The following is a 22317-nucleotide window of genomic DNA, read 5'->3' as shown; positions in this document are numbered from 1 at the left end:
TCAGCGGCGCGACATGTAGATGTCGAGCGCCTTGTGGAGCAGCTTGTTCAGTGGGAAGTCCCACTCGCCGAGGTACTCGGCCGCCTGACCGCCCGTACCCACCTTGAACTGGATCAGACCGAAGAGGTGGTCGCTCTCGTCCAGCGAGTCGGAGATGCCGCGCAGGTCGTAGACGGTCGCGCCCAGCGCGTAGGAGTCGCGGAGCATGGCCCACTGCATGGCGTTCGACGGCCGGACCTCGCGGCCGATGTTGTCGGAGGCGCCGTAGGAGTACCAGACGTGCCCGCCGACGACCAGCATGGTCGCCGCGGACAGGTTCACCCCGTTGTGCCGGGCGAAGTACAGCCGCATGCGATTGGGGTCCTCGTTGTTGAGGGCCGACCACATGCGCTGGAAGTACGACAGCGGGCGCGGCCGGAAGTGGTCGCGCACGGCCGTGATCTCGTACAGCCGCTGCCATTCCTCGAGGTCGTGGTAGCCGCCCTGGACGACCTCGACACCGGCCTTCTCGGCCTTCTTGATGTTGCGGCGCCAGAGCTGGTTGAAGTTCTTGTGGACCTCTTCCAGGGAGCGGTTGGCCAGCGGCACCTGGAAGACGTAGCGGGGCTGCACGTCACCGAAGCCGGCGCCGCCGTCCTCGCCCTGCTGCCAGCCCATGCGGCGCAGCTTGTCGGCCACCTCGAAGGCGCGCGGCTCGATGTGGTCCGCCTCTATGTCCCTCAGGCGCTTGACGTCGGGGTCTTGGATGCCCTTCTTGATGGACGTCGCGTCCCAGCGCCGGATGATCACCGGCGGGCCCATCTTGACGGAGAAGGCGCCCTGCTGCTTCAGGTGCGCCAGCATCGGCTCCATCCATTCCTGGAGATTCGGCGCGAACCAGTTGATCACCGGGCCCTCGGGGAGGTAGGCGAGGTAGCGCTTGATCTTGGGCAGCTGCCGGTAGAGGACGAGACCGACCCCGACCAACTGGCCGGTCCGGTCGTCGAACCAGCCGAGGTTCTCCGAGCGCCATTCCGCCTTGACGTCCGCCCATGCCGGGACCTGCATGTGACTCGCCGCCGACAGGCTCTGGATGTAGGCCAGATGCTGCTCGCGGCTGATGGTCCTCAGGGTCAGGCTCATTCGGGGCGCTCCTCGGGCTGGTGTGTCCCCATGGGTACAGGGGCTCCGGCTCTCGCGCGAAGCCTACTGCGCCCTGTGAGCGCCCCGTCCGGCGTACGGCTGGAAGGGGTGGCACCGGCCGGGCGGCCGGTGCTGCGGATCAGCCGACGAACCCACCGTGGTAGATGCCGAAGAACAGTCCGAACGCGGAGACGCCGAGAGCCAGCACCAGGCCGAAGCGCTCCCGTGTCGTCTCGGACACGTACTGGCCGTACCCGCCGGTCAGGACACCCAGCAGCCCCGCCCAGGAGGTCAGGACGTGGAGCTCCCGGAAGCTCGCGGTCGCGACGGCGATCACGGCGAGGACCGCGGTCACGGCCAGCAGCGTGTCCTGGAGGGGGTGCGGCTTGCCGTCGGTGGCCAGCAAGCCGGTCCGGGGCTTGGCGGGTCGCATGATCTGTGCCATGGAGAACCTCCTGCCGAAGGCAGTGTGTTTTCGCCCTCACATCCCTGACTACCGATTGTGTCCCCTCGGGGCCTGATTTCAACCGCAAGGCGGCAGCCGGGTACGCTGTACCTTCCGCACCGGTGTCTGTTGCCAGCCACGACCGGGCCACCTCCTCGGAGGAGGCCCGATTGTCAGTGGGTCCTGGTTTACTCGTTGATGCCGGTGCGAACGCATCGCAACCCTCCTGCCACGGAACGACCGTGGCCGCTGAGTCCAAAGGAGGTGGGTTCCACATGCGTCACTACGAGGTGATGGTCATCCTCGACCCCGATCTCGAGGAGCGCGCTGTCTCCCCGCTGATCGAGAACTTCCTCTCTGTCGTCCGTGACGGCGGCGGAAAGGTCGAGAAGGTCGACACCTGGGGCCGTCGTCGTCTCTCGTACGAGATCAAGAAGAAGCCCGAGGGCATCTACTCGGTCATCGACCTGCAGGCCGAGCCTGCGGTCGTCAAGGAGCTCGACCGCCAGATGAACCTGAACGAGTCGGTCCTCCGGACCAAGGTCCTCCGTCCCGAGATGCACTGAGCCCTCCCGCTCAGCTGATCCCGGGATTCGAGTAGCAGCAACCAAGCAGCCAGAGCAGCAAACCCGCCGAGAGGTTCCCCATGGCAGGCGAGACCGTCATCACGGTCGTCGGCAATCTTGTCGACGACCCCGAGCTGCGCTTCACCCCGTCCGGTGCGGCCGTCGCGAAGTTCCGCGTCGCGTCGACTCCCCGCACCTTCGACCGCCAGACGAACGAGTGGAAGGACGGCGAGAGCCTGTTCCTCACCTGCTCGGTCTGGCGCCAGGCGGCGGAGAACGTCGCCGAGTCGCTCCAGCGAGGCATGCGCGTCATCGTGCAGGGCCGGCTGAAGCAGCGGTCCTACGAGGACCGTGAGGGCGTCAAGCGCACGGTCTACGAACTGGACGTCGACGAGGTCGGCGCCAGCCTGCGCAATGCCACGGCCAAGGTCACCAAGACCTCGGGCCAGGGCCGCGGTGGCCAGGGCGGCTACGGCGGTGGTGGCGGCGGCCAGGGTGGCGGCGGCTGGGGCGGCGGCCCCGGTGGCGGCCAGCAGGGCGGCGGCGCTCCCGCCGACGACCCCTGGGCGACCGGCGCTCCCGCCGGTGGCCAGCAGGGCGGTGGCGGCCAGGGTGGCGGCGGCTGGGGCGGTGGCTCCGGCGGCGGTGGCGGCTACTCGGACGAGCCCCCCTTCTGAGGGACGGGCTCTACCCACACTTCTTGATCACACAGGAGAAACATCATGGCTAAGCCGCCTGTGCGCAAGCCGAAGAAGAAGGTCTGCGCATTCTGCAAGGACAAGGTCACGTACGTGGACTACAAGGACACGAACATGCTGCGGAAGTTCATTTCCGACCGCGGCAAGATCCGTGCCCGCCGCGTGACCGGCAACTGCACCCAGCACCAGCGTGACGTCGCCACGGCCGTGAAGAACAGCCGTGAGATGGCGCTGCTGCCCTACACCTCCACCGCGCGATAAGGGAAGGGTGACCGAATCATGAAGATCATCCTCACCCACGAGGTTTCCGGCCTCGGCGCCGCGGGCGACGTCGTCGACGTCAAGGACGGTTACGCTCGCAACTACCTGATCCCGCGGAAGTTTGCGATCCGCTGGACCAAGGGCGGCGAGAAGGACGTCGAGCAGATCCGTCGTGCTCGCAAGATCCACGAGATCCAGACCATCGAGCAGGCCAACCAGGTGAAGGCCCAGCTCGAGGGTGTAAAGGTCCGTCTGGCCGTCCGCTCCGGCGACGCCGGTCGTCTCTTCGGCTCCGTCACCCCGGCCGACGTCGCTTCGGCGATCAAGGCCGCCGGTGGCCCCGAGGTCGACAAGCGCCGCATCGAGCTGGGCTCGCCGATCAAGACCCTGGGCGCCCACGAGACGTCCGTGCGTCTGCACCCCGAGGTTGACGCCAAGGTCAGCATCGAGGTCGTCGCTGCCTGAGCACTGCTCTCGCTGAAGCGATGAGAGGGGCCGCATCTCCCGAGGGATGCGGCCCCTCTCGTGTCTGTTGGCGGCAGTCATGTTTCACGTGGAACGTCGCCTTTCGTCGTTTCACGTGAAACAGTCAGCGCGTCGCACCGGTGACGATCCATCGCCCCGAACGGGCACGCAGCCACAGCGTCAGCAGACGCATCACCATCATCAGCGTCATCGCCGCCCACAGGGCGGTAAGCCCGCCGCCGAGCGTGGGAACGAGGAGCGCCGCAGGAGTGAAGACCGCCAGGGTCAGCAGCATGGCCCAGGCAAGGTAGGGACCGTCGCCCGCACCCATGAGAACACCGTCCAGGACGTAGACCACTCCGCAGACGGGCTGCGCGACGGCCACGATGACCAGTGCGGGCAGCGCGGCGTCCTTGACCACGGAGTCACCGGTGAACAGTGGCAGGAACGCCGGGCGGGACAGCACCACGAGCAGGCCCAGCACGACCCCGACCGCGATGCCCCACTCCACCATCCTGCGGCAGGCGTCGCGTGCGCCCTGTGCGTCACCCGCGCCCAGATACCGCCCGATGATGGCCTGCCCCGCGATGGCAATGGCGTCGAGGGCGAAGGCGAGCAGACTCCACAGGGACAGGACGATCTGATGCGCGGCGATGTCGGCGTCACCGAGACGGGCCGCCACGGCTGTTGCGATCATGAGAATCGCCCGCAGGGAGAGCGTGCGCACGAGCAGTGGCACCCCGGTCTGAGCGGATGCCCTGATGCCGGCCAGGTCGGGTCGCAGGGAGGCGCCGTGCCGTCGAGCCCCGCGAATGACCACCCACAGATAGACCGCGGCCATGCCGACCTGGGCTATGACGGTGCCCCAGGCGGAACCCGCGATGCCGAGGCCGGCGCCGTAGACGAGAACGACGTTGAGGACGGCGTTGGCGATGAAGCCGGCCACGGCCACGTACAGCGGGGTGCGGGTGTTCTGCAGTCCCCTGAGCACACCGGTCGAAGCCAGCACGACGAGCATGGCGGGGATGCCGAGCGCGGAGATCCGCAGATAGGTCGTGGCATAGGGGCCCGCGGTCTCGGATGCGCCGAAGAGTTCCACGAGCGAGGGGGCCGCGGGCAGGACGACCGCTATGACGGCGGCCCCGAGCAGCAGTGCCAGCCAGATGCCGTCCATGCCCTGGCGGATCGCTGCTTGCAGGTCGCCCGCGCCGACGCGACGGGAAACGGCTGCCGTGGTGGCGTAGGCGAGGAAGACGAAGACGCTGACTGCCGTGGTGAGCAGGGCCGAGGCGATGCCGAGTCCGGCGAGCTGAGCGGTCCCCAGATGGCCGACGATGGCACTGTCGGCCATGACGAAAAGGGGCTCGGCGACGAGCGCGCCGAAGGCCGGGACGGCCAGCGCGACGATCTCTCGGTCGTGCCGGCGCCGGGCGGTCCGGGTACGCACGGGGGCCTGTGTCATGAGCACCAATCTAATCGTCCACAGGTAAGAGATGCAATGCTTTGACGACCCTTACGGTTGCTCTCGCCCCGTGTACTTCTGGGTACGGGTCCGAGCGATCTTGGTCCGACTGGGAAAGTTTTTCTTCTGCACAGGCGGTGGACGGTGACTGTGCAGGTCAGGGCCGCTTCGTGGGCCGGGGTGCGGGCTTGTTCACAGGGCTGTCCACCGGGTCGTGCACAGGTTTCGCGGAGTTCTCCACAGCATCTGGCCCGTCGTCCACATGGCCTGTGGATAACCAGATTGGCTGACGGTGCTCGCAGGCCTACGGTTATCCGGCGCCCGCTCCGTCCGTCGGCTGGTGAATCGTGACAAAGCCGACGCGCCAGAACCGGAGTTGGGCGTCTTATTTGTCAGTGCTGTGCCGTAGAAATGAGAAGCACGGCGAGGTCCGCTCGGCGGACGGGAGGAGGTGGCTCGGTGAGCATTTCCGAGCCCTTGGACGACCCGTGGGCCGACAGCGGCCCCAGCGATCGTCTGCCTGCTTCCCGCCGCCGCGGTGAGGGCAGCCGCAACCGCGACGAGCAGCACGAGCGCGGTCCGGACAACGGTGCGTGGGACGGCGGCGCCCCGTCGTTCGAGCGGGTGCCGCCGCAGGACCTGGACGCCGAGCAGTCCGTGCTCGGCGGCATGCTCCTGTCCAAGGACGCCATCGCCGACGTCGTCGAGATCCTCAAGGGCCACGACTTCTACAAGCCGGCCCACGAGACGGTTTACCAGGCCATCCTCGACGTCTACGCCAAGGGCGAGCCGGCCGACCCGATCACGATCGCCGCCGAACTCACCAAGCGCGGCGAGATCAACAAGGTCGGCGGCGCTTCGTACCTGCACAGCCTCGTACAGACCGTGCCGACGGCCGCGAACGCCGCGTACTACGCGGAGATCGTGCACGAGCGGGCCGTCCTGCGCCGCCTGGTGGAGGCCGGCACCCGGATCACACAGATGGGGTACGCGGCCGATGACGACGTCGACGAGATCGTCAACCGCGCCCAGGCCGAGATCTACGCCGTCACCGAGCAGCGCACCAGTGAGGACTACCTGCCGCTCGGCGACATCATGGAAGGCGCGCTCGACGAGATCGAGGCGATCGGGTCGCGCAGCGGCGAGATGACCGGTGTGCCGACGGGATTCACGGACTTCGATTCGCTGACCAACGGCCTGCACCCCGGGCAGATGATCGTCATCGCCGCACGTCCCGCGATGGGAAAGTCGACCCTGGCGCTGGACTTCGCCCGGGCCGCCTCGATCAAGAACAACCTGCCGAGCGTCATCTTCTCGCTCGAAATGGGCCGCAACGAGATCGCCATGCGTCTGCTGTCCGCCGAGGCCCGCGTCGCGCTGCACCACATGCGGTCCGGCACGATGACGGACGACGACTGGACCCGGCTGGCGCGCCGGATGCCGGACGTGTCGGCCGCGCCGCTCTACATCGACGACTCCCCGAACCTGTCGATGATGGAGATCCGTGCCAAGTGCCGCCGCCTCAAGCAGCGCAACGACCTCAAGCTGGTCGTCATCGACTACCTCCAGCTGATGCAGTCCGGCGGTTCCAAGCGTGCCGAGAGCCGGCAGCAGGAGGTCTCGGACATGTCCCGTAACCTCAAGCTCCTGGCGAAGGAGCTGGAGATCCCGGTCATCGCGCTCTCCCAGCTGAACCGTGGTCCCGAGCAGCGCACCGACAAGAAGCCGATGGTCTCCGACCTGCGTGAGTCCGGTTCGATCGAGCAGGACGCCGACATGGTCATCCTGCTGCACCGTGAGGACGCCTACGAGAAGGAGTCGCCTCGCGCGGGCGAGGCCGACCTGATCGTGGCCAAGCACCGTAACGGCCCGACGGCGACGATCACGGTCGCCTTCCAGGGTCACTATTCGCGCTTCGTGGACATGGCACAGACCTGACACCCGGCCAGGGGGCCTCCGCCCGCCCTGCCCCACCGAACCGAGGACCGTGCCCCGGCGAAATCGGCTCGACGTGAGAAGTGCCGACCGGTGGACTGGGCCCATGACGACACCTGAGCAGGAACTGCTTCCCACCACCCGCAGGGCACTGACGCACCGCATCGCCGTGGCCCAGGCCGGAGGGCGCACACCGTCGCTCGTAGCGGCGGTGGTCAGGGGCGGACAGACCGTGTGGCACGGGGCGCGGACCTCGGTCGACGGGCACGGACCGGACGAGACCGTGCAGTACAGGATTGGCTCGATCACCAAGACGTTCACCGCCGTCCTCGTCCTGCGGCTACGCGACGAGGGCGTCCTCGATCTCGGGGATCCGCTGGAGAAGCATCTGCCGGATACGAAGGCGGGGGAGGCCACGATCGCCGAGCTGCTCGCGCACTCGGGTGGTCTGGCCGCCGAGTCGCCCGCGCCGTGGTGGGAGCGGACGCCGGGCTCGCTGCGGCCCGAGCTCGCCGATGTTCTGGGCGAGCAGCCGCTCCTGCACCCCGTGGGCCGCCGCCACCACTACTCCAACCCCGGATACACCCTGCTCGGCGCGCTGGTCGAGAAGCTGCGTGGTGCTCCGTGGGAGGAAGTGCTGCGGCGAGAGGTGTTGGACCCGCTGGGGCTGGAGCGTACGACCCTGCGCCCCAGTGCCCCGCACGCCGGTGGCTGGGCGGTGCATCCGTGGGCCGATGTGATGCAGGCCGAGCCCCTCGAGGACCTCGGGCTGATGGCCCCGGCAGGACAACTCTGGTCTACCACCGGGGATCTGGCGCGGTTCGCCGTCTTCCTGATGCGCGGAGACGACAAGGTACTCGGCGTGGAGACCGTGCGCGAGATGCGGGCGCCTGCCGCGCCGGCCGAGGCGGCGGATGTGGTGGACGGTGCGGCGTACGGACTGGGGCTGCAGCTCCAGCACCGGGACGGACGGTTGCTGGTGGGCCACTCCGGGTCCCTGCCGGGCTTTCTGGCCAACCTCACCATCGACGTGGAGGACGACGTCGCCGCGGTGGTCCTGACCAATTGCACGTCCGGGCCGTTGCTCGCCGGGGTCGGAGCCGACCTCGTGCGCATCGTCGCCGAGGCGGAGCCCCGGATCCCTGAGCCGTGGCGCCCGTTGCGGGACGTCGACTCCTCCGTATTGGAGCTGGCGGGGCAGTGGTACTGGGGGACGCACGCCTTCGCCCTGCGGCTGACGTCCGACGGAGGGGTCTCGTTGGGGCCACTGTCGGGCCAGGGCCGTCGCTCACGCTTCCGGGCGAACGGTGACGGCAGCTGGACAGGGCTGGAGGGTTACTACGCAGGGGAGTTGCTCCGAGCGGTGAGGCGCCCGGACGGAATGGTGAGCCATCTGGACCTCGGCTCCTTCGTCTTCACGCGTCAGCCGTACGAAGAGGGCTCCGCCGTACCCGGCGGTGTGGACCCTGAGGGGTGGCGGGGGATCGGCTGACGGCTGTCCGGCCCGGCCCTGTTTCACGTGAAACAGGGCCGGGCACCGTGGCGGGCGTGCAGTTCGAGTCGTACCTCAGAGCTGGAGTTTGAACCCCGTGTGGGAAGCCGAGAAGCCCAGACGCTCGTAGAAGCGGTGGGCGTCGGTACGGGTCTTGTCGGACGTGAGTTGCACCAGGTGGCAACCCTGCCGCCGGGACTCGTCGATCGCCCACTCGATGAGCTGGCTGCCCAGCCCGCTGCCGCGCTCGTCGCCGTGGATGCGGACGCCTTCGATGATCGAGCGGGTGGCGCCGCGCCGGGACAGGCCGGGGACGATCGTCAACTGGAGCGTGCCGACGACACGGTCCTCGCGGACGGCCACCACGAGATGCTGGTTCGGATCGGTCCTGAGCCGTTCGAAGGCGGCCAGGTACGGGCCCAGGTCGTCCGGTGATTCGCGTTGTGCGCCCAGCGGGTCGTCGGCGAGCATCGCGACGACCGCCGGAATGTCCCGGGCGGTGGTGGGGCGTATTTCGAGGTCTGCCATGCCCCGCACTCTAGAACCGGATCTAGGCGGGCACGGGTGCCTTCAGCGTCTCCACTGCCCGGACCAGCGGGGCCAGGTCGGGGTTCTCGGCCGCGTCGTCGAGGGCCTCGCGCAGGGCGGCGTCATTGGTGGGCCGCGCCTCGCTGAGCAGCCGCAAGCCCGCCGCGGTGACGTTGGTGTAGATGCCGCGTCGGTCGGTGGGACACAGATAGCGCTCGAGCAGGCCACGGTCCTCGAGCCGGGTGACCAGCCGGGTGGTCGCGCTCTGACTGAGGACCACGGCGTCGGCGACCTGCTTCATCTGAAGATGCCCCCCGTCGCCGTCGTGCTGCCTGCTGAGCACGTCGAGCAGCGAGTACTCACGGACGCTCAGGTCGTGGCCGGCCTGCAGAGCGCGCTCGATGTGGGCCTCGATCCTCCCGTGCAGCAGGGAGAGGGCGCACCAGCCCTGGGAGAGGGCGGTGAGCGCGGGATCCGTCGCTGTCATGTGGTTCCTCCGTCCAGGGGCGGCTCAGACCAGGGTAGACCAGCGCCGCAATTGCCTGCGCTTGCATATAGCCCGCGTATGCAACTATTGTCTTCAAGCATAAAGCGCTCTTGCAATCGTTTCGGAAGGGGTATCCCTCCATGCCTCTCGCGCTTCTGGCCCTCGCGATCGGGGCCTTCGGGATCGGAACGACCGAGTTCGTGATCATGGGCTTGCTGCCCGAGGTCGCGAGCGACTACGGGGTCTCCATCCCCACCGCCGGATACCTGGTGACCGGATACGCGCTCGGCGTGATGTTCGGCGCCCCGCTGATGACCGTGCTCGGCACCAGGGTTCCGCGCAAGCGGATGCTGATGCTGCTGATGGGCCTGTTCATCGTCGGCAATCTGCTCTCCGCCCTCGCCCCCGTCTTCCCCGTCATGCTGATCGGCCGCGTGGTCGCCTCGCTCGCGCACGGCGCCTTCTTCGGCATCGGGTCGGTCGTCGCAGCCGGTCTGGTCGCTCCGCACAAGAAGGCCGGGGCCATCGCGATGATGTTCACCGGACTGACCGTCGCCAATGTCGTCGGTGTCCCGCTGGGCACGCTGATCGGGCAGACCGCCGGCTGGCGCGTCACGTTCGCCGTCGTCGCCGTGCTCGGGGTCGTCGGTCTGGCCGGAGTCGCCAAGCTGGTCCCCGACGTGCCCAGGGCCGAGGGCGTGCGGCTGCGCCACGAGATGGCTGCGTTCAAGAACGCCCAGGTCCTGCTCGCGATGGCCATGACCGTCCTCGGCTTCGGCGGGGTCTTCGCGGCCATCACCTACATCGCGCCGATGATGACCCACGTCGCGGGCTTCGCCGACGGCTCGGTCACCTGGCTGCTGGTCCTCTTCGGCCTCGGCATGGTCGGCGGCAACCTCGTCGGCGGCCGGTTCGCCGACCGCGCTCTGATGCCCATGCTGTACATCTCCCTGGGCGCACTGTCCGTGGTGCTCGCTCTCTTCACCCTCACCGCGCACGACAAGACCGCGTCCGCCGTGACCGTCGTCCTGATCGGCGCCCTGGGCTTCGCCACAGTCCCCCCGCTGCAGAAGCGCGTCCTGGACCACGCGCACGGCGCTCCCACGCTGGCATCCGCGGTGAACATCGGCGCCTTCAACCTCGGCAACGCCCTCTCCGCGTGGCTCGGCGGCGTCGTCATCGCGGCCGGCTACGGATACACCGCGCCCAACTGGGTCGGCGCCGTGCTCGCAGCCGCCGCTCTCGTCCTCGCCGTCCTCTCGGCCGCCCTGGAGAGGCGCGGCAGCGCTTCCGGAACCGTCGTCGCGGATTCCGTGCCCACCGAGCAGCGAGCCGCCGTCCACCACTGACCGACCGGGGTGCGGGACCAGGGCCGCCCCCGCGCCTCACGGGCCTCGGACGCCTCATCGAGGCACCGCACCACCCAGTAGAACCAAGGAGAACGACCCATGAGCACCACCGTCGTCACCCCGCTGACGATCCAGGACGCCGAAGCTCTCGTCACCGCCGCTCGTCACGCCGCCGAGGCGTCCGGCGTCGCCGTCAGCGTCACGGTCCTCGACGCCGGGGGCCATCTGCTCGCCTTCCGGCGCGACGACCGCGCCGTGCTGATCTCCGGAGAGACCAGCACGCGTAAGGCTTACACGGCGCTCCAGCTGAACACTCCGACCGCCGACCTCGTCGACGCCGTGCAGCCCGGAGGCCCCTTCCACACCCTGCCCACGGCACTCGACCGGCCGCTGCTGTTCATCGCGGGCGGCGTGCCCGTGCACCGGGACGGCCGGCTGATCGGGGCGATCGGGGTGGGCGGAGGCGCGCCGGAGCAGGACCACGGCTTCGCCTCGGCCGCCGTGCGGAGCCTCGCCTGACGGCAGTGGTCCTGGAGTGGCCGTCCGTCCGACCGGTTCCCGGGCCGCCCGGAAACCGGTCGGACGGCGGCGCAGGGGCGCTGCGCCGAGGTCAGCCCGCCGCCACCGTCAGCGGCGCGAACCGCCGGGTCCAGTCTCCGGGCAACTCGGTGATCCCGTAGGTCATAACCGCGTTGGGGGCGACCGAGGACAGGCCGCGCTCCTTGATCCACGCCAGCAACTCTTCGTGCCGTACGTCGATGTCCGTGCGCAGCGGCCGGTCGGTGCGGGCGGCCAGCGAGCCGATCAGAGCCTTGGCCGTCTCGGTGTCGCGGGCGATCACCGGTCCCACCACGTGGGTGTCCATGTTCGGCCAGGCCGCGGCGTACCCGGTGATCCGGCTGTCCTCCTCGGCGATGCGCAACTGGTCGGCGAAGGCGGGCAGCCGCGTGACGATGTGGGTGCGGTCGGCACCGAAAACCTCCTCGTCGAGCCGGAGGATCGTGGTGAGGTCCTCGGCGGTGGCCGCGCGAGTGACGGCCCTCGACTGCGGCCCGCCCGGGACGAAACGGCCGCGCACCATCTCCGCCCAGCCCGTCACCTTGAAACCCAGCTCCTCGTAGAGCGGCCGACCGTACGGCGTCGCGTGCAGGGTGAGGGGAACGGTGCCCAGGCCGGAGACGACGTGGCGCATCAACCGGCGTCCCACCCCCTGGCGGGCGTGGCGCTCGGCGACCAACACCATGCCGATACCGGCGAGAGCGAGGCGCTCTTGGGGTCCGTACCCGGTGACGGTACAGGCGGCGACCAGGCCCCCATCGGGATCGTCGATGCCGTATCCCTGGCCGGCCGTGAGGAGGAACCCCCACTTGTGTTCCTCGCGCGGCCACCCCCGGCCCTCGGACAGGTCGGCGCAGGCGGTGAGATCGCGGAGCGTCAGACGGCGGATCGGTGCAGAGGCGAGGAAAGGAGTCGGCACGCAGGTCAGGCTGTCCGAGAGTGGCCGTCCGCGTCCACCTCTTTCCGGCGGAACACGCGAGCTTTCGGCCACGTCGGTCAGCCGAGGTCGGGGGCGTGCATGGCACGCACACCCTCGATGTTGCCGTCCAGGTAGTGCCGCAGCGACAGCGGTACGAGGTGGACCGAGGCGATCCCGACCCGGGTGAACGGCACTCTGACGATCTCGTACTCACCGGCGGGCTCGTCGACCTCGGGACCGTGCCGCAGGGACGGGTCCATGGATTCCAGGCGGCAGACGAAGAAGTGCTGCACCTTCACTCCGGTCGCGCCACCGTCCTCGCCGATGTGCTCCACGGTGTCCACGAAGCAGGGCACCACATCGCTGATCTTGGCGCCGAGCTCCTCGTACACCTCACGGTGAAGGGCGTCCACGACGGTGGTGTCGTCCGGCTCGACCCCGCCGCCGGGAGTGACCCAGTAGGGGTCGACGCCGGGCTTGGTCCGCTTGATCAGGATCAGGTGGTCGCCGTCCAGCAGGACGGCGCGAGCGGTGCGCTTGACCACGGGTCGGACGGTCATGGGAGAAATGTGGCCCGGCTGGTTCCACGTGAAACATCGTGACGCACGCCCGATTCAGGAGTCCGCCGGCTCAGTTCCAGGCAGGGGCCGCGCGCAGCAGTCCCTCGTGGGCCCGGGCGATGTGTGGCAACGCCAGCGTGCCGGTGCGTGCGACCAGGAAGTACGTCCGCAATGGCGGCACCGGCGGATCGTGCAGGGCGACGACGTCCCCGCGCTCCAGCGCCTTGGCGCACAGATAGCGGGGCAGTACGGCGAGTCCCGCGCCCGCGATCGTGCAGGCGAGAACCGCACGCAGGTCGGGAGCCACGACGGTGGCCGGAGCGGCCGGGCGGGCGTCGAACACGGAGGCCCAGTAGCGGGCGACGAAGGGCAGCGACTCGTGCACCTCGACCACGGGGAGGTGTTCGAGGTCGGAGGCGTCGGTGTCGTGGAGCTCTTCCACACCGGCACGCTTCGCCCAGTCAGGTGCGGCGATTAGAACGTGTACCTCGTCACAGAGGGGAGTCGCCGTGAGCAGCGCACCGTGGGGACGGGCCGTGCCGATGGCCAGATCGTGGTGCCCGGCCGCCAGCCCTTCCAGGGTCTGCTCGGCGTTCCCGAAGGAGACGCGCAGGGCGAAGGCCTGCCCGCCGTCTCCCAGGAGGGCGGGCAGCGCCCGTTCCGCGGTGAACTCGGGTGGTCCGGCCAGATGCAGGGTTCGCAGGACCGAGTCGTCCCCCGGCCCGGTCTCGGCGATCTCCACCAGGGCGTCGAGATGCGGGGCGGCCTTGTGGGCGAGTTCGTCGCCGATGGTCGTCGGAGTCACTCCGCGGGCCTGCCGAAGGAAGAGGGGACGGCCGAGTTGTCGCTCCAGCGTACGGATCTGCGAGGTGACGGCGGGCTGCGAGAGGCCGAGCAGCGCAGCCGCGCGGGTGAAGGAACCGGCCCGGTGCACGGTGACGAAGGTACGGAGCAAGGCCAGATCCACGGAATCCCGTCCCTCTTCTGTTCTTCTCCAGCCCCCGCCCGCACTCAACTATAAATATGTCGATAGGTCGCTGTCGCCTCTGTGATTGGACACTGACACCCAGTCAACTAGCCTGGTTCGCCCGGCTCTTCGCGCGTCGAACCGGAGACGCGCGGAACCGGAGGACGGTCCGAGCCACGAGGGGGGAGGCTCGGACCGTCCGTCGTACCCGGCGCGAAGGGCCGATGAGGGTGCGGGGCAGCGCTGCGGCGTCAGGCCGCCGTCTCGTCCAGCGCGCGCAGCAGATCGGCCACCAGGTCGGCGGGGTCCTCCGCGCCGACCGAGAGCCGGATGAAGCCCTCCGGCACCGCGTCGCCGCCCCAGCGTCCGCGTCGTTCCGCGGTGGAGCGCACCCCGCCGAAGCTCGTCGCACCCTCGACGAGGTGCAGCGCGTCGAGGAAACGATCGGCACGTGCGCGTGAGGGCAGCGTGAAGGAGACGACGCAGCCGTAGCGCCGCATCTGCTGCGAGGCGACCTTGTGAGACGGGTCGTCGGGCAGCCCGGGGTAGCGCAGGCCGGTGATCTCGGGCCGGTCCCGGAGCGCCTCGGCCACCTTGAGCGCGGTGGCGTCCTGCCGGTCCACCCGCAGCTGCAGGGTGGCGAGCGAGCGGTGCGCGAGCCATGCCTCCATGGGGCCGGGGATCGCACCGACGATCTTGCGCCAGCGCTTCACGGCGGCCATCGCCCCGGCGTCGCGGCCGGCCACGTAGCCCAGGAGGACGTCCCCGTGGCCGGTGAGTTGCTTGGTGCCGCTGGCCACCGAGAAGTCGGCGCCGAGCTCCAGCGGGCGCTGCCCCAGCGGAGTGGCGAGGGTGTTGTCGACGGCGACCAGAGCGCCGCGTGCGTGCGCCGCCTCCACGAGCCGCCGTACGTCGCACACGTCGAGCCCCGGGTTCGACGGCGTCTCGATCCACAGCAGCTTCGCGCCGTCCAGGGCGTCGAGCTGGGCGTCCCGGCCGGTCGGCGCGGTGCGCACCTCGATGCCGTACGCCTCCAGCTGTGCACGGGCCAGCGGCAGCGCCTGGTAGCCGTCGTCGGGCAGGACGGCGGTGTCGCCGGCCTGCAGCTGCGAGAAGAGCACCGAGGAGATCGCGGCCATGCCCGAGGCGAAGACGAGTGTCTCCACGTCGGCCTGTCCGGGCGCCTCCAGCTCGCCGATGGCCCTCTCGAGACGGGTCCAGGTCGGGTTCTCGTCGCGGCCGTAGGTGTACGGCCCGGTCGGGTCGCCCGGCAGGTGGAAGTGGGCCGCGAACACCGGGCCGGGCAGGGTCGGCTCGTGCTTGACGGGTTCGGGCAGCCCGGCCCGCACCGCGCGTGTGCCGTCACCGGGGCCGGAAGCGGCGCTCCCCGCGCCGGTACCCGCCCCGTCGTTCGTAGCGGAGTCGCTCATGCCGCCCGTCCTTCCACGTGCTCGCGTACGGCGGCGAGCAACCCGGTGCTCGCCGCCTCCACCATCTCAAGGCATTCCTCGAAACCGCCCTGGCCCCCGTAGTACGGGTCCGGGACGTCCAGGTCGTCGCCGTCGGCGGCCTGGTCGTACGAGCGCAGCAGGCGCACCTTGGCCGCGTCCCGCTCGGTGGGGGCGAGGCGCCGCAGGGCCCGCAGGTGCCCCGCATCGAGGGCGACGACCAGGTCGAGGCGGGAGAACCAGGACTGCTGGAACTGGCGGGCCGTGTGATCGAGGTCGTAGCCGTTCTCCGCCAGGACGGCCACGGTGCGCGGGTCGGCGCCCTCGCCCTCGTGCCAGCCGCCGGTGCCGGCGCTGTCGGCCTCGACCAGGTCGTCGAGCCCGGCGTCCGCCACGCGCGCGTGGAAGACGGCCTCGGCCATCGGGGAGCGGCAGATGTTGCCCGTGCACACGAAACAGACGCGGTAGGTCATCGAATCAGTCCCCCGTCGGGCAGGAACGCGTTGAGGGCCCAGGAAACGATCGAGATGATCAGGCCGCCCAGAACGGCGGTCCAGAACCCGTCGACGTGGAAGCTCAGGTCGAGCTGGTCGGCCACCCACGACGTGAGCAGCAGCATCAGCGCGTTGACCACCAGCGTGAACAGGCCGAGGGTCAGGATGAACAGCGGGAAGGTGAGTACCTGCACGATGGGCTTCACCACCATGTTGACCAGGCCGAACACCAGGGCGACCACGATCAGGGTGGCGGCCTTCTCCCCGGTGCTGCCGCCGGCCAGGGTGATCTTGTCGAGCAGCCACACGGCGACCGCCAGGGCGCCCGCGTTGGCGATCGTCTTGACTAGGAAATTCTTCATGTGTCTGATCGTGGCAGACGCGATCGGAAACGAACGGTGAGGCAGGGGACGGACGAGGCGATGAAGGCATTCCGGCTGGACGAACTGGAGGCGGAGCGCGCCGCCAACGACGGTGCCTACCTGCAGTTCCTGCGCGAGCGGAACATGTCGGTCGGCCTGTACGCCCTCGACGCGGGGACGACCGACCCGCAGAAACCGCACGCGCAGGACGAGGTGTATTTCGTGGTGAGCGGGCGGGCCGCGATCACCGTGGGCATGGAGACCACCCAGGTCGCCCGCGGCAGTGTGGTCTACGTGCCGGCCGGGGTCGCCCACAAGTTCCATCACATCAGCGAGGACCTGCGGGTTCTGGTGGTGTTCTCTCCGCCGGAGAGCTGAGACCGGAGCCGGGATTCCCTAGGGGATCGGTCAGGGGGAGACAAGGGATGCCAAGCCCCTGCCGTGGCCCTCGCGGCTCTAGCATCGAGTGCAGGACATCAGAGGATTCCCGGACTGGCCGGGGTTCCCCGAAAGGTGAGGGCAAGGGCGATGCGAGAGATCTTCACGGGACTGCCGTGGTGGGTGAAGTGGATCGCGGTGCCGGTCATCGCCCTGGTCGTGTTCGGCGGGCTGATCGCCAGCGTGGTCGGGTTCGTGATCGGGCTGCTGTTCAAGCTGTTGGTCTTCGTCGCGCTCGTCGGCGGACTGATCTACGTCGTACGCAAGTTCATGTCGAGCTCGTCGTCGCGCAGCGACTGGTGAGCGAGGTGGGACACCTGCGGGGGTAACAGGAACCACCGGTTCCCTCGGGCGGGGGACTTTTCCCGGACGGGACCTCGGTGAGCGGTGACCGACGGTTAGAGTCCGGAACTCCACGCGGGGGCGACCCCGTGCACGGCGTACACCCCCACCCGTGTTCTCCGCACGGGTTGCCTCCTCGCGTTCCGGGAGTGACCCTTGGCCACGGCTGACACCGCATTCGCTCACCTGCACGCCCTTCCCGTGCAGCCCTGCTCGACGCCTCGGCCCTCCCCCACGCCCTCCTCCGCCGACCCGCCGCCCTCCGCCACCCTGATCGGCTCCGTGCAGCGGGCGATGCGCCTGCTCGAGTGCGTCGCCGAGCACGAGTACGGCGCCCCGGCCAAACAACTGGCCCGCGAGACGGGGCTGGCACTGCCCACGGCGTACCACCTGCTGCGCACGCTGGTGCACGAGGGGTATCTGCGCCGGGAGAAGGGGCTGTTCTTCCTCGGCGAGGCCGCCGAGCGGCTGAGCAGCAGCGGGGCCGAGCAGAAACGTCGCAGCACGGTGGTCGACACCATGGCCCGCTGGCGCGACGCGATCGGCGTCCCGGTGTACTACGCCATGTACCGGGACGGCGAGATCGAGGTCATGTGCGTCTCCGACACTCCGGGCAACCCGGCGGTCGAGGAGTGGGCGGACTTCCGGGAGACGGGGCACGCGCACGCCATCGGACAGTGCCTGCTGTCCCAGTTGGACGAGGGCGCCCGCCGTGATCACCTGGACCGCTACCCGGTGCGGCCGCTCACGCCGTACACGCTGCGTGACGGCCACAGCCTGTTGAAACGACTGGAGCGCATGCGCCGGATGACGCCGGTGGTCGAGCGCCAGGAATACGCGCTCGGCACGGTCTGCGCGGCCATTCCGATCACCGTCGGCACCACGGCCGCGACGATGGCCATCTCGCTCCCCCTCCACCAGGCGGACCGACTGCTTCCGGCGGCTCAGCGTTTGCAGACCGAGGTGGGGCGGCGTCTGGGTTCACTGGCGCTCTCTATCAGTATCTGAAAACTCACTCCTTGTGATCTGGTGTGTACGTTGAGCAAGATGCCACCAGTGTTAGAGGTTTGATTCCCGGACAGTCGACGGCGAATGACGGGGTAGGCGAATGGGCGAGTCCGTACAGGCAGAGGTCATGATGAGCTTTCTCGTGTCCGAGGAGCTCTCGTTCCGCATCCCGGTGGAGCTGCGGTACGAGACACGTGATCCCTACGCCGTACGACTGACCTTCCATCTGCCCGGAGACGCGCCGGTGACCTGGGCCTTCGGCCGGGAGTTGCTCGTCGACGGAGTGGGTCGGCCGTGCGGCGACGGAGACGTGCGCATCGCACCGGTCGATCCGGAGCCCTTGGCCGAGGTGGTGATCCGCCTTCAGGTCGGCAGCGACCAGGCACTGTTCCGCTCCTCGGCCGCGCCGCTCGTGGCCTTCCTCGACCGCACCGACAAGCTCGTGCCCCTCGGCCAGGAGGGCGCGCTCGCCGACTTCGACAGCCACCTCGACGAAGCCCTGGACCGCATCCTGGCCGAGGAACAGAGCGCGGGCTGAACCGTTACGGCAGACAAGCAGCGGTGGCGTAACGCTTCGCCGGGCGCGTCAGCGCTTACGGCGACGGCCGCGCCCGCCGCGTGCGGGTGCCCCCGCACCGGCTGCCGCCCCCGCGGCCACGGCCGGCCGGTCCGCCGACACCACCAGGGCCGCGAGGGCCGTGGTGACCGGCACGGAGGCCACCAACCCGATCGAGCCGACCAGCGTTCGCACGATCTCCTCGGCGACCAGTTCGCTGTTGGCAACCGTCCCCACCCCGCTCTGCGCGATCGAGAACAGCAGCAGCAGGGGCAGTGCGGCGCCCGCGTAGGCGAGAACGAGCGTGTTCACGACCGAGGCGATGTGGTCGCGGCCGATGCGGATGCCCGCGCGGTACAGGCCGCGCCAGCCCATCGTCGGGTTGGCCTCGTGCAGTTCCCAGACGGCGGAGGTCTGGGTGACCGTCACATCGTCGAGGACACCGAGTGAACCGATGATGACCCCGGCGAGCAGCAGGCCGCTCATGTCGATGGACGGGTACAAACCGTGGATGAGGCCGGTGTTGTCGTCCGTGTTGCCGGTGAGCACGGCCCAGCCGATGAACAGCGACCCGAGCACGCCGATCAGCAGCAACGAGATCAGGGTGCCGAGCACCGCCACCGAGGTGCGGGCCGACAGGCCGTGGCACAGGTACAACGCGATCAGCATGATGGCGCTGGACCCGATCACCGCCACGACCAGGGGGTTGGAGCCCTGCAGGATCGCGGGAAGGATGAAGAAGTTCAGCAGCAGGAAACTGATGGCCAGTGAGACCAGCGCCATGAGACCGCGCAGTCGCCCGACGACCACGACGGCGAGGGCGAAGATGCCGGCGAGCAGGGCCAGGGGGAGTCGGCGGTTGATGTCGGTCACCGAGTACTGCAGGTCCTTGGGCGCCGAGGGTTCGTAGGCGACCACCACCTTCTGCCCCTCGTGCAACTGCCGTGACTGGTCCGGCTGCACGATCTCGTTGAACGTACGGCCCTTGTCGTCGCCGGTGTCGACGCGGATGGTCGCCCGCCTGCACTCCCCCTTCGACTGCTGCACCGCGGAGGACCCCTCGGCGGTGGACGTGTCACCGGTCGGGATGCCGCCCGAGGCGTTGACCGACTGGCAGCTGAGCGCGACCACCTTGGTGACGGTGGCCTCCTGTGTCTGCCGGTCGAAGCCGACACCCGTGCGTTCGTGAGAAGGCGCACCGCCCGGCCACAGCACCGCGAGCCCGACCACCACGGCCGCGGCGAAGGGGATCAGGACGGCGGCGATGACCTTGCGCAGATGCCGGGAGACGGGCGCCGCGGGGCCATGACTGTGGGTGTGCGCATGCCCGTGCCCGCCGACCGCACCCTGTCCGCCACCCTCCGCACCGGGCCCGTGCCCGTGACCGGTCTCGGGTCTGCCCTCGGGCGCGCCATGAGCGACGGCGGGGACATCGCCGGTCGCACGGCCGTCGCCTTCTTCGGCGTTCGGTCCGCGGCGGGGCCGGCGGGGTGGAAAGGGGGGATGCTGCGGTGTGGTCACCGCCCGATCATCGCAAGAACGAGGGGGGCCCTCTGGTCACCGCGCCCGGAGGGGCGCTAGCGTGGAGGCACCTTTGTACACGCGGGAGCTCGGAGCACCGGGCTGAGAGGGCGCTGACCTCCGTCCCAGCGATGTTTCACGGGAAACGTCACCGAAGTCGAGTGACGTAACCCACGAAGCACCGTCGGACGGAAGCCGCTGCGTCGACCGCCGAACCTGTTACCGGGTAATGCCGGCGTAGGGAGTAGGTCTCATGACCATCAAGGACGCACGCACGCCTGCCTCCGCGCAGAACTCCGCACACAATCCCACCCGCAACTCCGGCCAGGAGGACGCCGCGCAGACCACGGAGGCCGGGAAGTCCATCGGCTGGCACAAGGCGTACGTCGAGGGCTCACGCCCCGATCTGCGGGTGCCGGTCCGTCAGGTGCACCTCACCAACGGGCAGTCGGTCACGCTGTACGACACCTCGGGCCCGTACACCGATCCACTCGTCGACACCGATGTCCGCAGGGGTCTCGCCCCGCTGCGGGAGAACTGGATCATCGCCCGCGGCGACACCGAGGAGTACGCGGGCCGTCCCGTCCGTCCCGAGGACGACGGAATCAAGCACACCTCGCCGCGCGGCGGCCTGCGCAACCTCGACGCCGTCTTCCCCGGCCGCCCGCGCCAGCCGCGCCGGGGCCGGAACGGCACCGCGGTCACGCAGCTCGCGTACGCGCGACGGGGCGAGATCACCCCGGAGATGGAGTACGTGGCCGTCCGGGAGAACGTCGCGCCGGAAGTGGTCCGCGAGGAGATCGCGGCGGGGCGTGCCGTCCTGCCCGCCAACGTGAACCACCCCGAGATCGAACCGATGATCATCGGCAAGCGGTTCCTGGTGAAGGTCAACGCCAACATCGGCAACTCGGCGGTGACGTCCTCCATCGAGGAGGAGGTGGACAAGATGACCTGGGCGACCCGGTGGGGCGCCGACACGGTCATGGACCTCTCCACCGGCCGCAACATCCACACCACGCGCGAGTGGGTGCTGCGCAACTCCCCCGTTCCCATCGGCACCGTGCCGCTCTACCAGGCCCTCGAGAAGGTCGACGGCCGGGCCGAGGAACTGACCTGGGAGATCTACAAGGACACCGTGATCGAACAGGCCGAGCAGGGAGTGGACTACATGACGGTCCACGCGGGCGTGCGCCTGCCGTACGTACCGCTGACCGCGAACCGCAAGACCGGGATCGTCTCGCGCGGCGGCTCGATCATGGCGGCGTGGTGCCTGGCGCACCACAAGGAGTCGTTCCTGTACGAGAACTTCGAGGAACTCTGCGAGATCCTCGCCGCCTACGACGTCACCTACTCCCTGGGCGACGGCCTGCGCCCGGGCTCGATCGCGGACGCCAACGACGAGGCCCAGTTCGCCGAGTTGCGCACCCTCGGGGAACTCAACCGGATCGCCAAGCGTTGCAACGTACAGACCATGATCGAGGGCCCGGGCCATGTCCCGATGCACAAGATCAAGGAGAACATCGACCTTCAGCAGGAGATCTGCGATGAAGCTCCGTTCTATACGCTCGGTCCGCTGACGACGGACGTCGCGCCGGCGTACGACCACATCACCTCCGGCATCGGTGCCGCGATGATCGCCTGGTGGGGCACGGCCATGCTCTGCTACGTCACGCCCAAGGAGCACTTGGGCCTGCCCAACCGTGACGACGTCAAGACCGGCGTCATCACCTACAAGATCGCCGCCCATGCCGCCGACCTCGCCAAGGGCCATCCAGGTGCACAGGAGTGGGACGACGCGCTGTCGGACGCCCGGTTCGAATTCCGGTGGGAGGACCAGTTCAACCTGGCCCTCGACCCGGACACGGCACGGGAGTTCCACGACGAGACCCTGCCTGCCGAGCCCGCCAAGACGGCCCACTTCTGCTCCATGTGCGGGCCCAAGTTCTGCTCGATGAAGATTAGTCAAAGCATCACAGAGCAGTTCGGCGGTACAGCGGCTGCGGGGGCGACGGCTGAGGAGGTCGCGGAGGGGATGCTCCAGAAGTCGAAGGAGTTCGCCGAGCGTGGGAACCGGGTGTACCTGCCGTTGGCGGACTGAGTGAGTGAGTAACCGGGTGGCGGGGCGGCGTCTGCCTTGAACGGCGCTCCCCAGCCCCCTGGGCAGCGTCACCGTGCTCGCGAAGGAGGGCCAGCCGCGCTCCGTGGTGAAGAACCCCCCTCTGGTACGTGGTCGCACCGCTCGTAAGGTCGTGGGCGTGATGAACATCGTTGGCGAGCCGCGCAGGCTTGGAGTTCCCGGGCCTGAAGCGAGGCTGCGGTTCGAGACAGAGCGCC

General features: G+C 69.1%; 25 protein-coding genes and 1 riboswitch. Of the genes, 13 read left to right on the top strand and 12 right to left on the bottom strand.

Annotated elements, in window-relative coordinates; genetic code table 11:
• Together femX and AB0P07_RS23595 are read right to left on the bottom strand one after the other, a co-directional pair.
• On the bottom strand, positions 1-1122 hold the full coding sequence (gene femX / locus AB0P07_RS23600; RefSeq protein WP_365553492.1) for a peptidoglycan bridge formation glycyltransferase FemX: 1122 nt from the start codon (positions 1120-1122) through the stop codon (positions 1-3).
• Between the two features lie 139 nt (positions 1123-1261).
• Positions 1262-1567, bottom strand: a complete 306-nt coding sequence (locus tag AB0P07_RS23595; RefSeq protein ID WP_365553489.1) for a hypothetical protein — start codon at positions 1565-1567, stop codon at positions 1262-1264.
• Between the two features lie 275 nt (positions 1568-1842).
• On the opposite strand from AB0P07_RS23595, the gene rpsF reads away from it, so the two are divergent.
• The 4 genes from rpsF (at position 1843) to rplI (ending at position 3557) form a co-directional block, all read left to right on the top strand.
• On the top strand, positions 1843-2133 hold the full coding sequence (gene rpsF, locus AB0P07_RS23590; RefSeq protein ID WP_077798159.1) for a 30S ribosomal protein S6: 291 nt from the start codon (positions 1843-1845) through the stop codon (positions 2131-2133).
• Between the two features lie 80 nt (positions 2134-2213).
• Positions 2214-2810, top strand: a complete 597-nt coding sequence (locus tag AB0P07_RS23585) for a single-stranded DNA-binding protein (protein WP_282087457.1) — start codon at positions 2214-2216, stop codon at positions 2808-2810.
• Positions 2811-2855: 45 nt separating this feature from the next.
• Complete coding sequence (rpsR, locus tag AB0P07_RS23580; RefSeq protein WP_003949403.1) at positions 2856-3092, top strand: 30S ribosomal protein S18; 237 nt, start codon at positions 2856-2858, stop codon at positions 3090-3092.
• Positions 3093-3110: 18 nt separating this feature from the next.
• On the top strand, positions 3111-3557 hold the full coding sequence (rplI, locus tag AB0P07_RS23575; protein WP_003975023.1) for a 50S ribosomal protein L9: 447 nt from the start codon (positions 3111-3113) through the stop codon (positions 3555-3557).
• Positions 3558-3681: 124 nt separating this feature from the next.
• On the opposite strand, the gene AB0P07_RS23570 is transcribed toward rplI, so the two are convergent.
• A complete protein-coding gene (locus AB0P07_RS23570; RefSeq protein WP_365553485.1) occupies positions 3682-5019 on the bottom strand; it encodes an MATE family efflux transporter in 1338 nt (445 codons plus the stop codon).
• 459 nt (positions 5020-5478) lie between these two features.
• Here AB0P07_RS23570 and dnaB point away from each other — a divergent pair, with 459 nt between their 5' ends.
• Together dnaB and AB0P07_RS23560 are read left to right on the top strand one after the other, a co-directional pair.
• Entirely contained in the window at positions 5479-6957 is a 1479-nt protein-coding gene (gene dnaB / locus AB0P07_RS23565; protein WP_365553482.1) for a replicative DNA helicase, read from the top strand.
• A gap of 103 nt (positions 6958-7060) precedes the next feature.
• On the top strand, positions 7061-8446 hold the full coding sequence (locus AB0P07_RS23560) for a serine hydrolase domain-containing protein (protein ID WP_365553479.1): 1386 nt from the start codon (positions 7061-7063) through the stop codon (positions 8444-8446).
• A gap of 75 nt (positions 8447-8521) precedes the next feature.
• Here AB0P07_RS23560 and AB0P07_RS23555 read toward each other — a convergent pair whose 3' ends face one another.
• On the bottom strand, positions 8522-8974 hold the full coding sequence (locus AB0P07_RS23555; protein WP_365553476.1) for a GNAT family N-acetyltransferase: 453 nt from the start codon (positions 8972-8974) through the stop codon (positions 8522-8524).
• 22 nt (positions 8975-8996) lie between these two features.
• On the bottom strand, positions 8997-9461 hold the full coding sequence (locus tag AB0P07_RS23550; protein WP_365553474.1) for a MarR family transcriptional regulator: 465 nt from the start codon (positions 9459-9461) through the stop codon (positions 8997-8999).
• A gap of 140 nt (positions 9462-9601) precedes the next feature.
• On the opposite strand from AB0P07_RS23550, the gene AB0P07_RS23545 reads away from it, so the two are divergent.
• Entirely contained in the window at positions 9602-10810 is a 1209-nt protein-coding gene (locus AB0P07_RS23545) for an MFS transporter (protein WP_365553471.1), read from the top strand.
• A 99-nt stretch (positions 10811-10909) separates the two neighbouring features.
• Positions 10910-11329 (top strand): heme-binding protein, encoded by a 420-nt coding sequence (locus AB0P07_RS23540; RefSeq protein WP_365553469.1) that lies wholly within the window; start codon positions 10910-10912, stop codon positions 11327-11329.
• A gap of 91 nt (positions 11330-11420) precedes the next feature.
• Here AB0P07_RS23540 and AB0P07_RS23535 read toward each other — a convergent pair whose 3' ends face one another.
• The 6 genes from AB0P07_RS23535 to AB0P07_RS23510 form a co-directional block, all read right to left on the bottom strand.
• Positions 11421-12287 (bottom strand): GNAT family N-acetyltransferase, encoded by an 867-nt coding sequence (locus tag AB0P07_RS23535; protein WP_365553468.1) that lies wholly within the window; start codon positions 12285-12287, stop codon positions 11421-11423.
• 77 nt (positions 12288-12364) lie between these two features.
• Positions 12365-12847, bottom strand: a complete 483-nt coding sequence (locus AB0P07_RS23530; protein WP_061443668.1) for an NUDIX hydrolase — start codon at positions 12845-12847, stop codon at positions 12365-12367.
• 70 nt (positions 12848-12917) lie between these two features.
• Positions 12918-13814, bottom strand: a complete 897-nt coding sequence (locus tag AB0P07_RS23525; protein WP_365553465.1) for a LysR family transcriptional regulator — start codon at positions 13812-13814, stop codon at positions 12918-12920.
• 251 nt (positions 13815-14065) lie between these two features.
• Positions 14066-15244, bottom strand: a complete 1179-nt coding sequence (locus AB0P07_RS23520; protein WP_365553463.1) for a cystathionine gamma-lyase — start codon at positions 15242-15244, stop codon at positions 14066-14068.
• Positions 15241-15735: a low molecular weight protein-tyrosine-phosphatase gene (locus AB0P07_RS23515; protein WP_365553461.1), complete on the bottom strand. Its 495-nt coding sequence runs from the start codon at positions 15733-15735 to the stop codon at positions 15241-15243. The genes AB0P07_RS23520 and AB0P07_RS23515 overlap by 4 nt, the downstream gene beginning before the upstream one ends.
• Positions 15732-16118 (bottom strand): phage holin family protein, encoded by a 387-nt coding sequence (locus tag AB0P07_RS23510; protein WP_365553459.1) that lies wholly within the window; start codon positions 16116-16118, stop codon positions 15732-15734. The genes AB0P07_RS23515 and AB0P07_RS23510 overlap by 4 nt, the downstream gene beginning before the upstream one ends.
• Positions 16119-16178: 60 nt before the next feature.
• Between AB0P07_RS23510 and AB0P07_RS23505 the strand changes: the two genes are divergently transcribed.
• The 4 genes from AB0P07_RS23505 to AB0P07_RS23490 all read left to right on the top strand — a co-directional run bounded on the left by AB0P07_RS23505 (position 16179) and on the right by AB0P07_RS23490 (position 18444).
• Complete coding sequence (locus tag AB0P07_RS23505) at positions 16179-16496, top strand: cupin domain-containing protein (protein ID WP_003975009.1); 318 nt, start codon at positions 16179-16181, stop codon at positions 16494-16496.
• Positions 16497-16646: 150 nt separating this feature from the next.
• Positions 16647-16859 (top strand): DUF5326 family protein, encoded by a 213-nt coding sequence (locus AB0P07_RS23500; protein WP_007388908.1) that lies wholly within the window; start codon positions 16647-16649, stop codon positions 16857-16859.
• Between the two features lie 309 nt (positions 16860-17168).
• Positions 17169-17906: a helix-turn-helix domain-containing protein gene (locus AB0P07_RS23495; RefSeq protein ID WP_365553917.1), complete on the top strand. Its 738-nt coding sequence runs from the start codon at positions 17169-17171 to the stop codon at positions 17904-17906.
• A 100-nt stretch (positions 17907-18006) separates the two neighbouring features.
• Positions 18007-18444 carry an SsgA family sporulation/cell division regulator gene (locus tag AB0P07_RS23490; RefSeq protein WP_365553457.1) on the top strand — a complete coding sequence of 146 codons (438 nt, stop codon included), beginning with the start codon at positions 18007-18009 and terminating at the stop codon, positions 18442-18444.
• A gap of 48 nt (positions 18445-18492) precedes the next feature.
• On the opposite strand, the gene AB0P07_RS23485 is transcribed toward AB0P07_RS23490, so the two are convergent.
• Positions 18493-19983 (bottom strand): YibE/F family protein, encoded by a 1491-nt coding sequence (locus AB0P07_RS23485; RefSeq protein WP_365553455.1) that lies wholly within the window; start codon positions 19981-19983, stop codon positions 18493-18495.
• Positions 19984-20054: 71 nt separating this feature from the next.
• Positions 20055-20244: riboswitch (TPP riboswitch) on the top strand.
• Between AB0P07_RS23485 and thiC the strand changes: the two genes are divergently transcribed.
• Positions 20237-22081, top strand: a complete 1845-nt coding sequence (gene thiC, locus AB0P07_RS23480) for a phosphomethylpyrimidine synthase ThiC (protein ID WP_365553453.1) — start codon at positions 20237-20239, stop codon at positions 22079-22081. Its footprint overlaps the riboswitch before it by 8 nt.
• Positions 22082-22317 lie beyond the last annotated feature (236 nt).

The organism is Streptomyces sp. NPDC085944 (assembly GCF_040686295.1).
Lineage (GTDB): Bacteria > Actinomycetota > Actinomycetes > Streptomycetales > Streptomycetaceae > Streptomyces > Streptomyces salinarius.
This window is presented reverse-complemented; position numbering and strand designations above follow the sequence as displayed.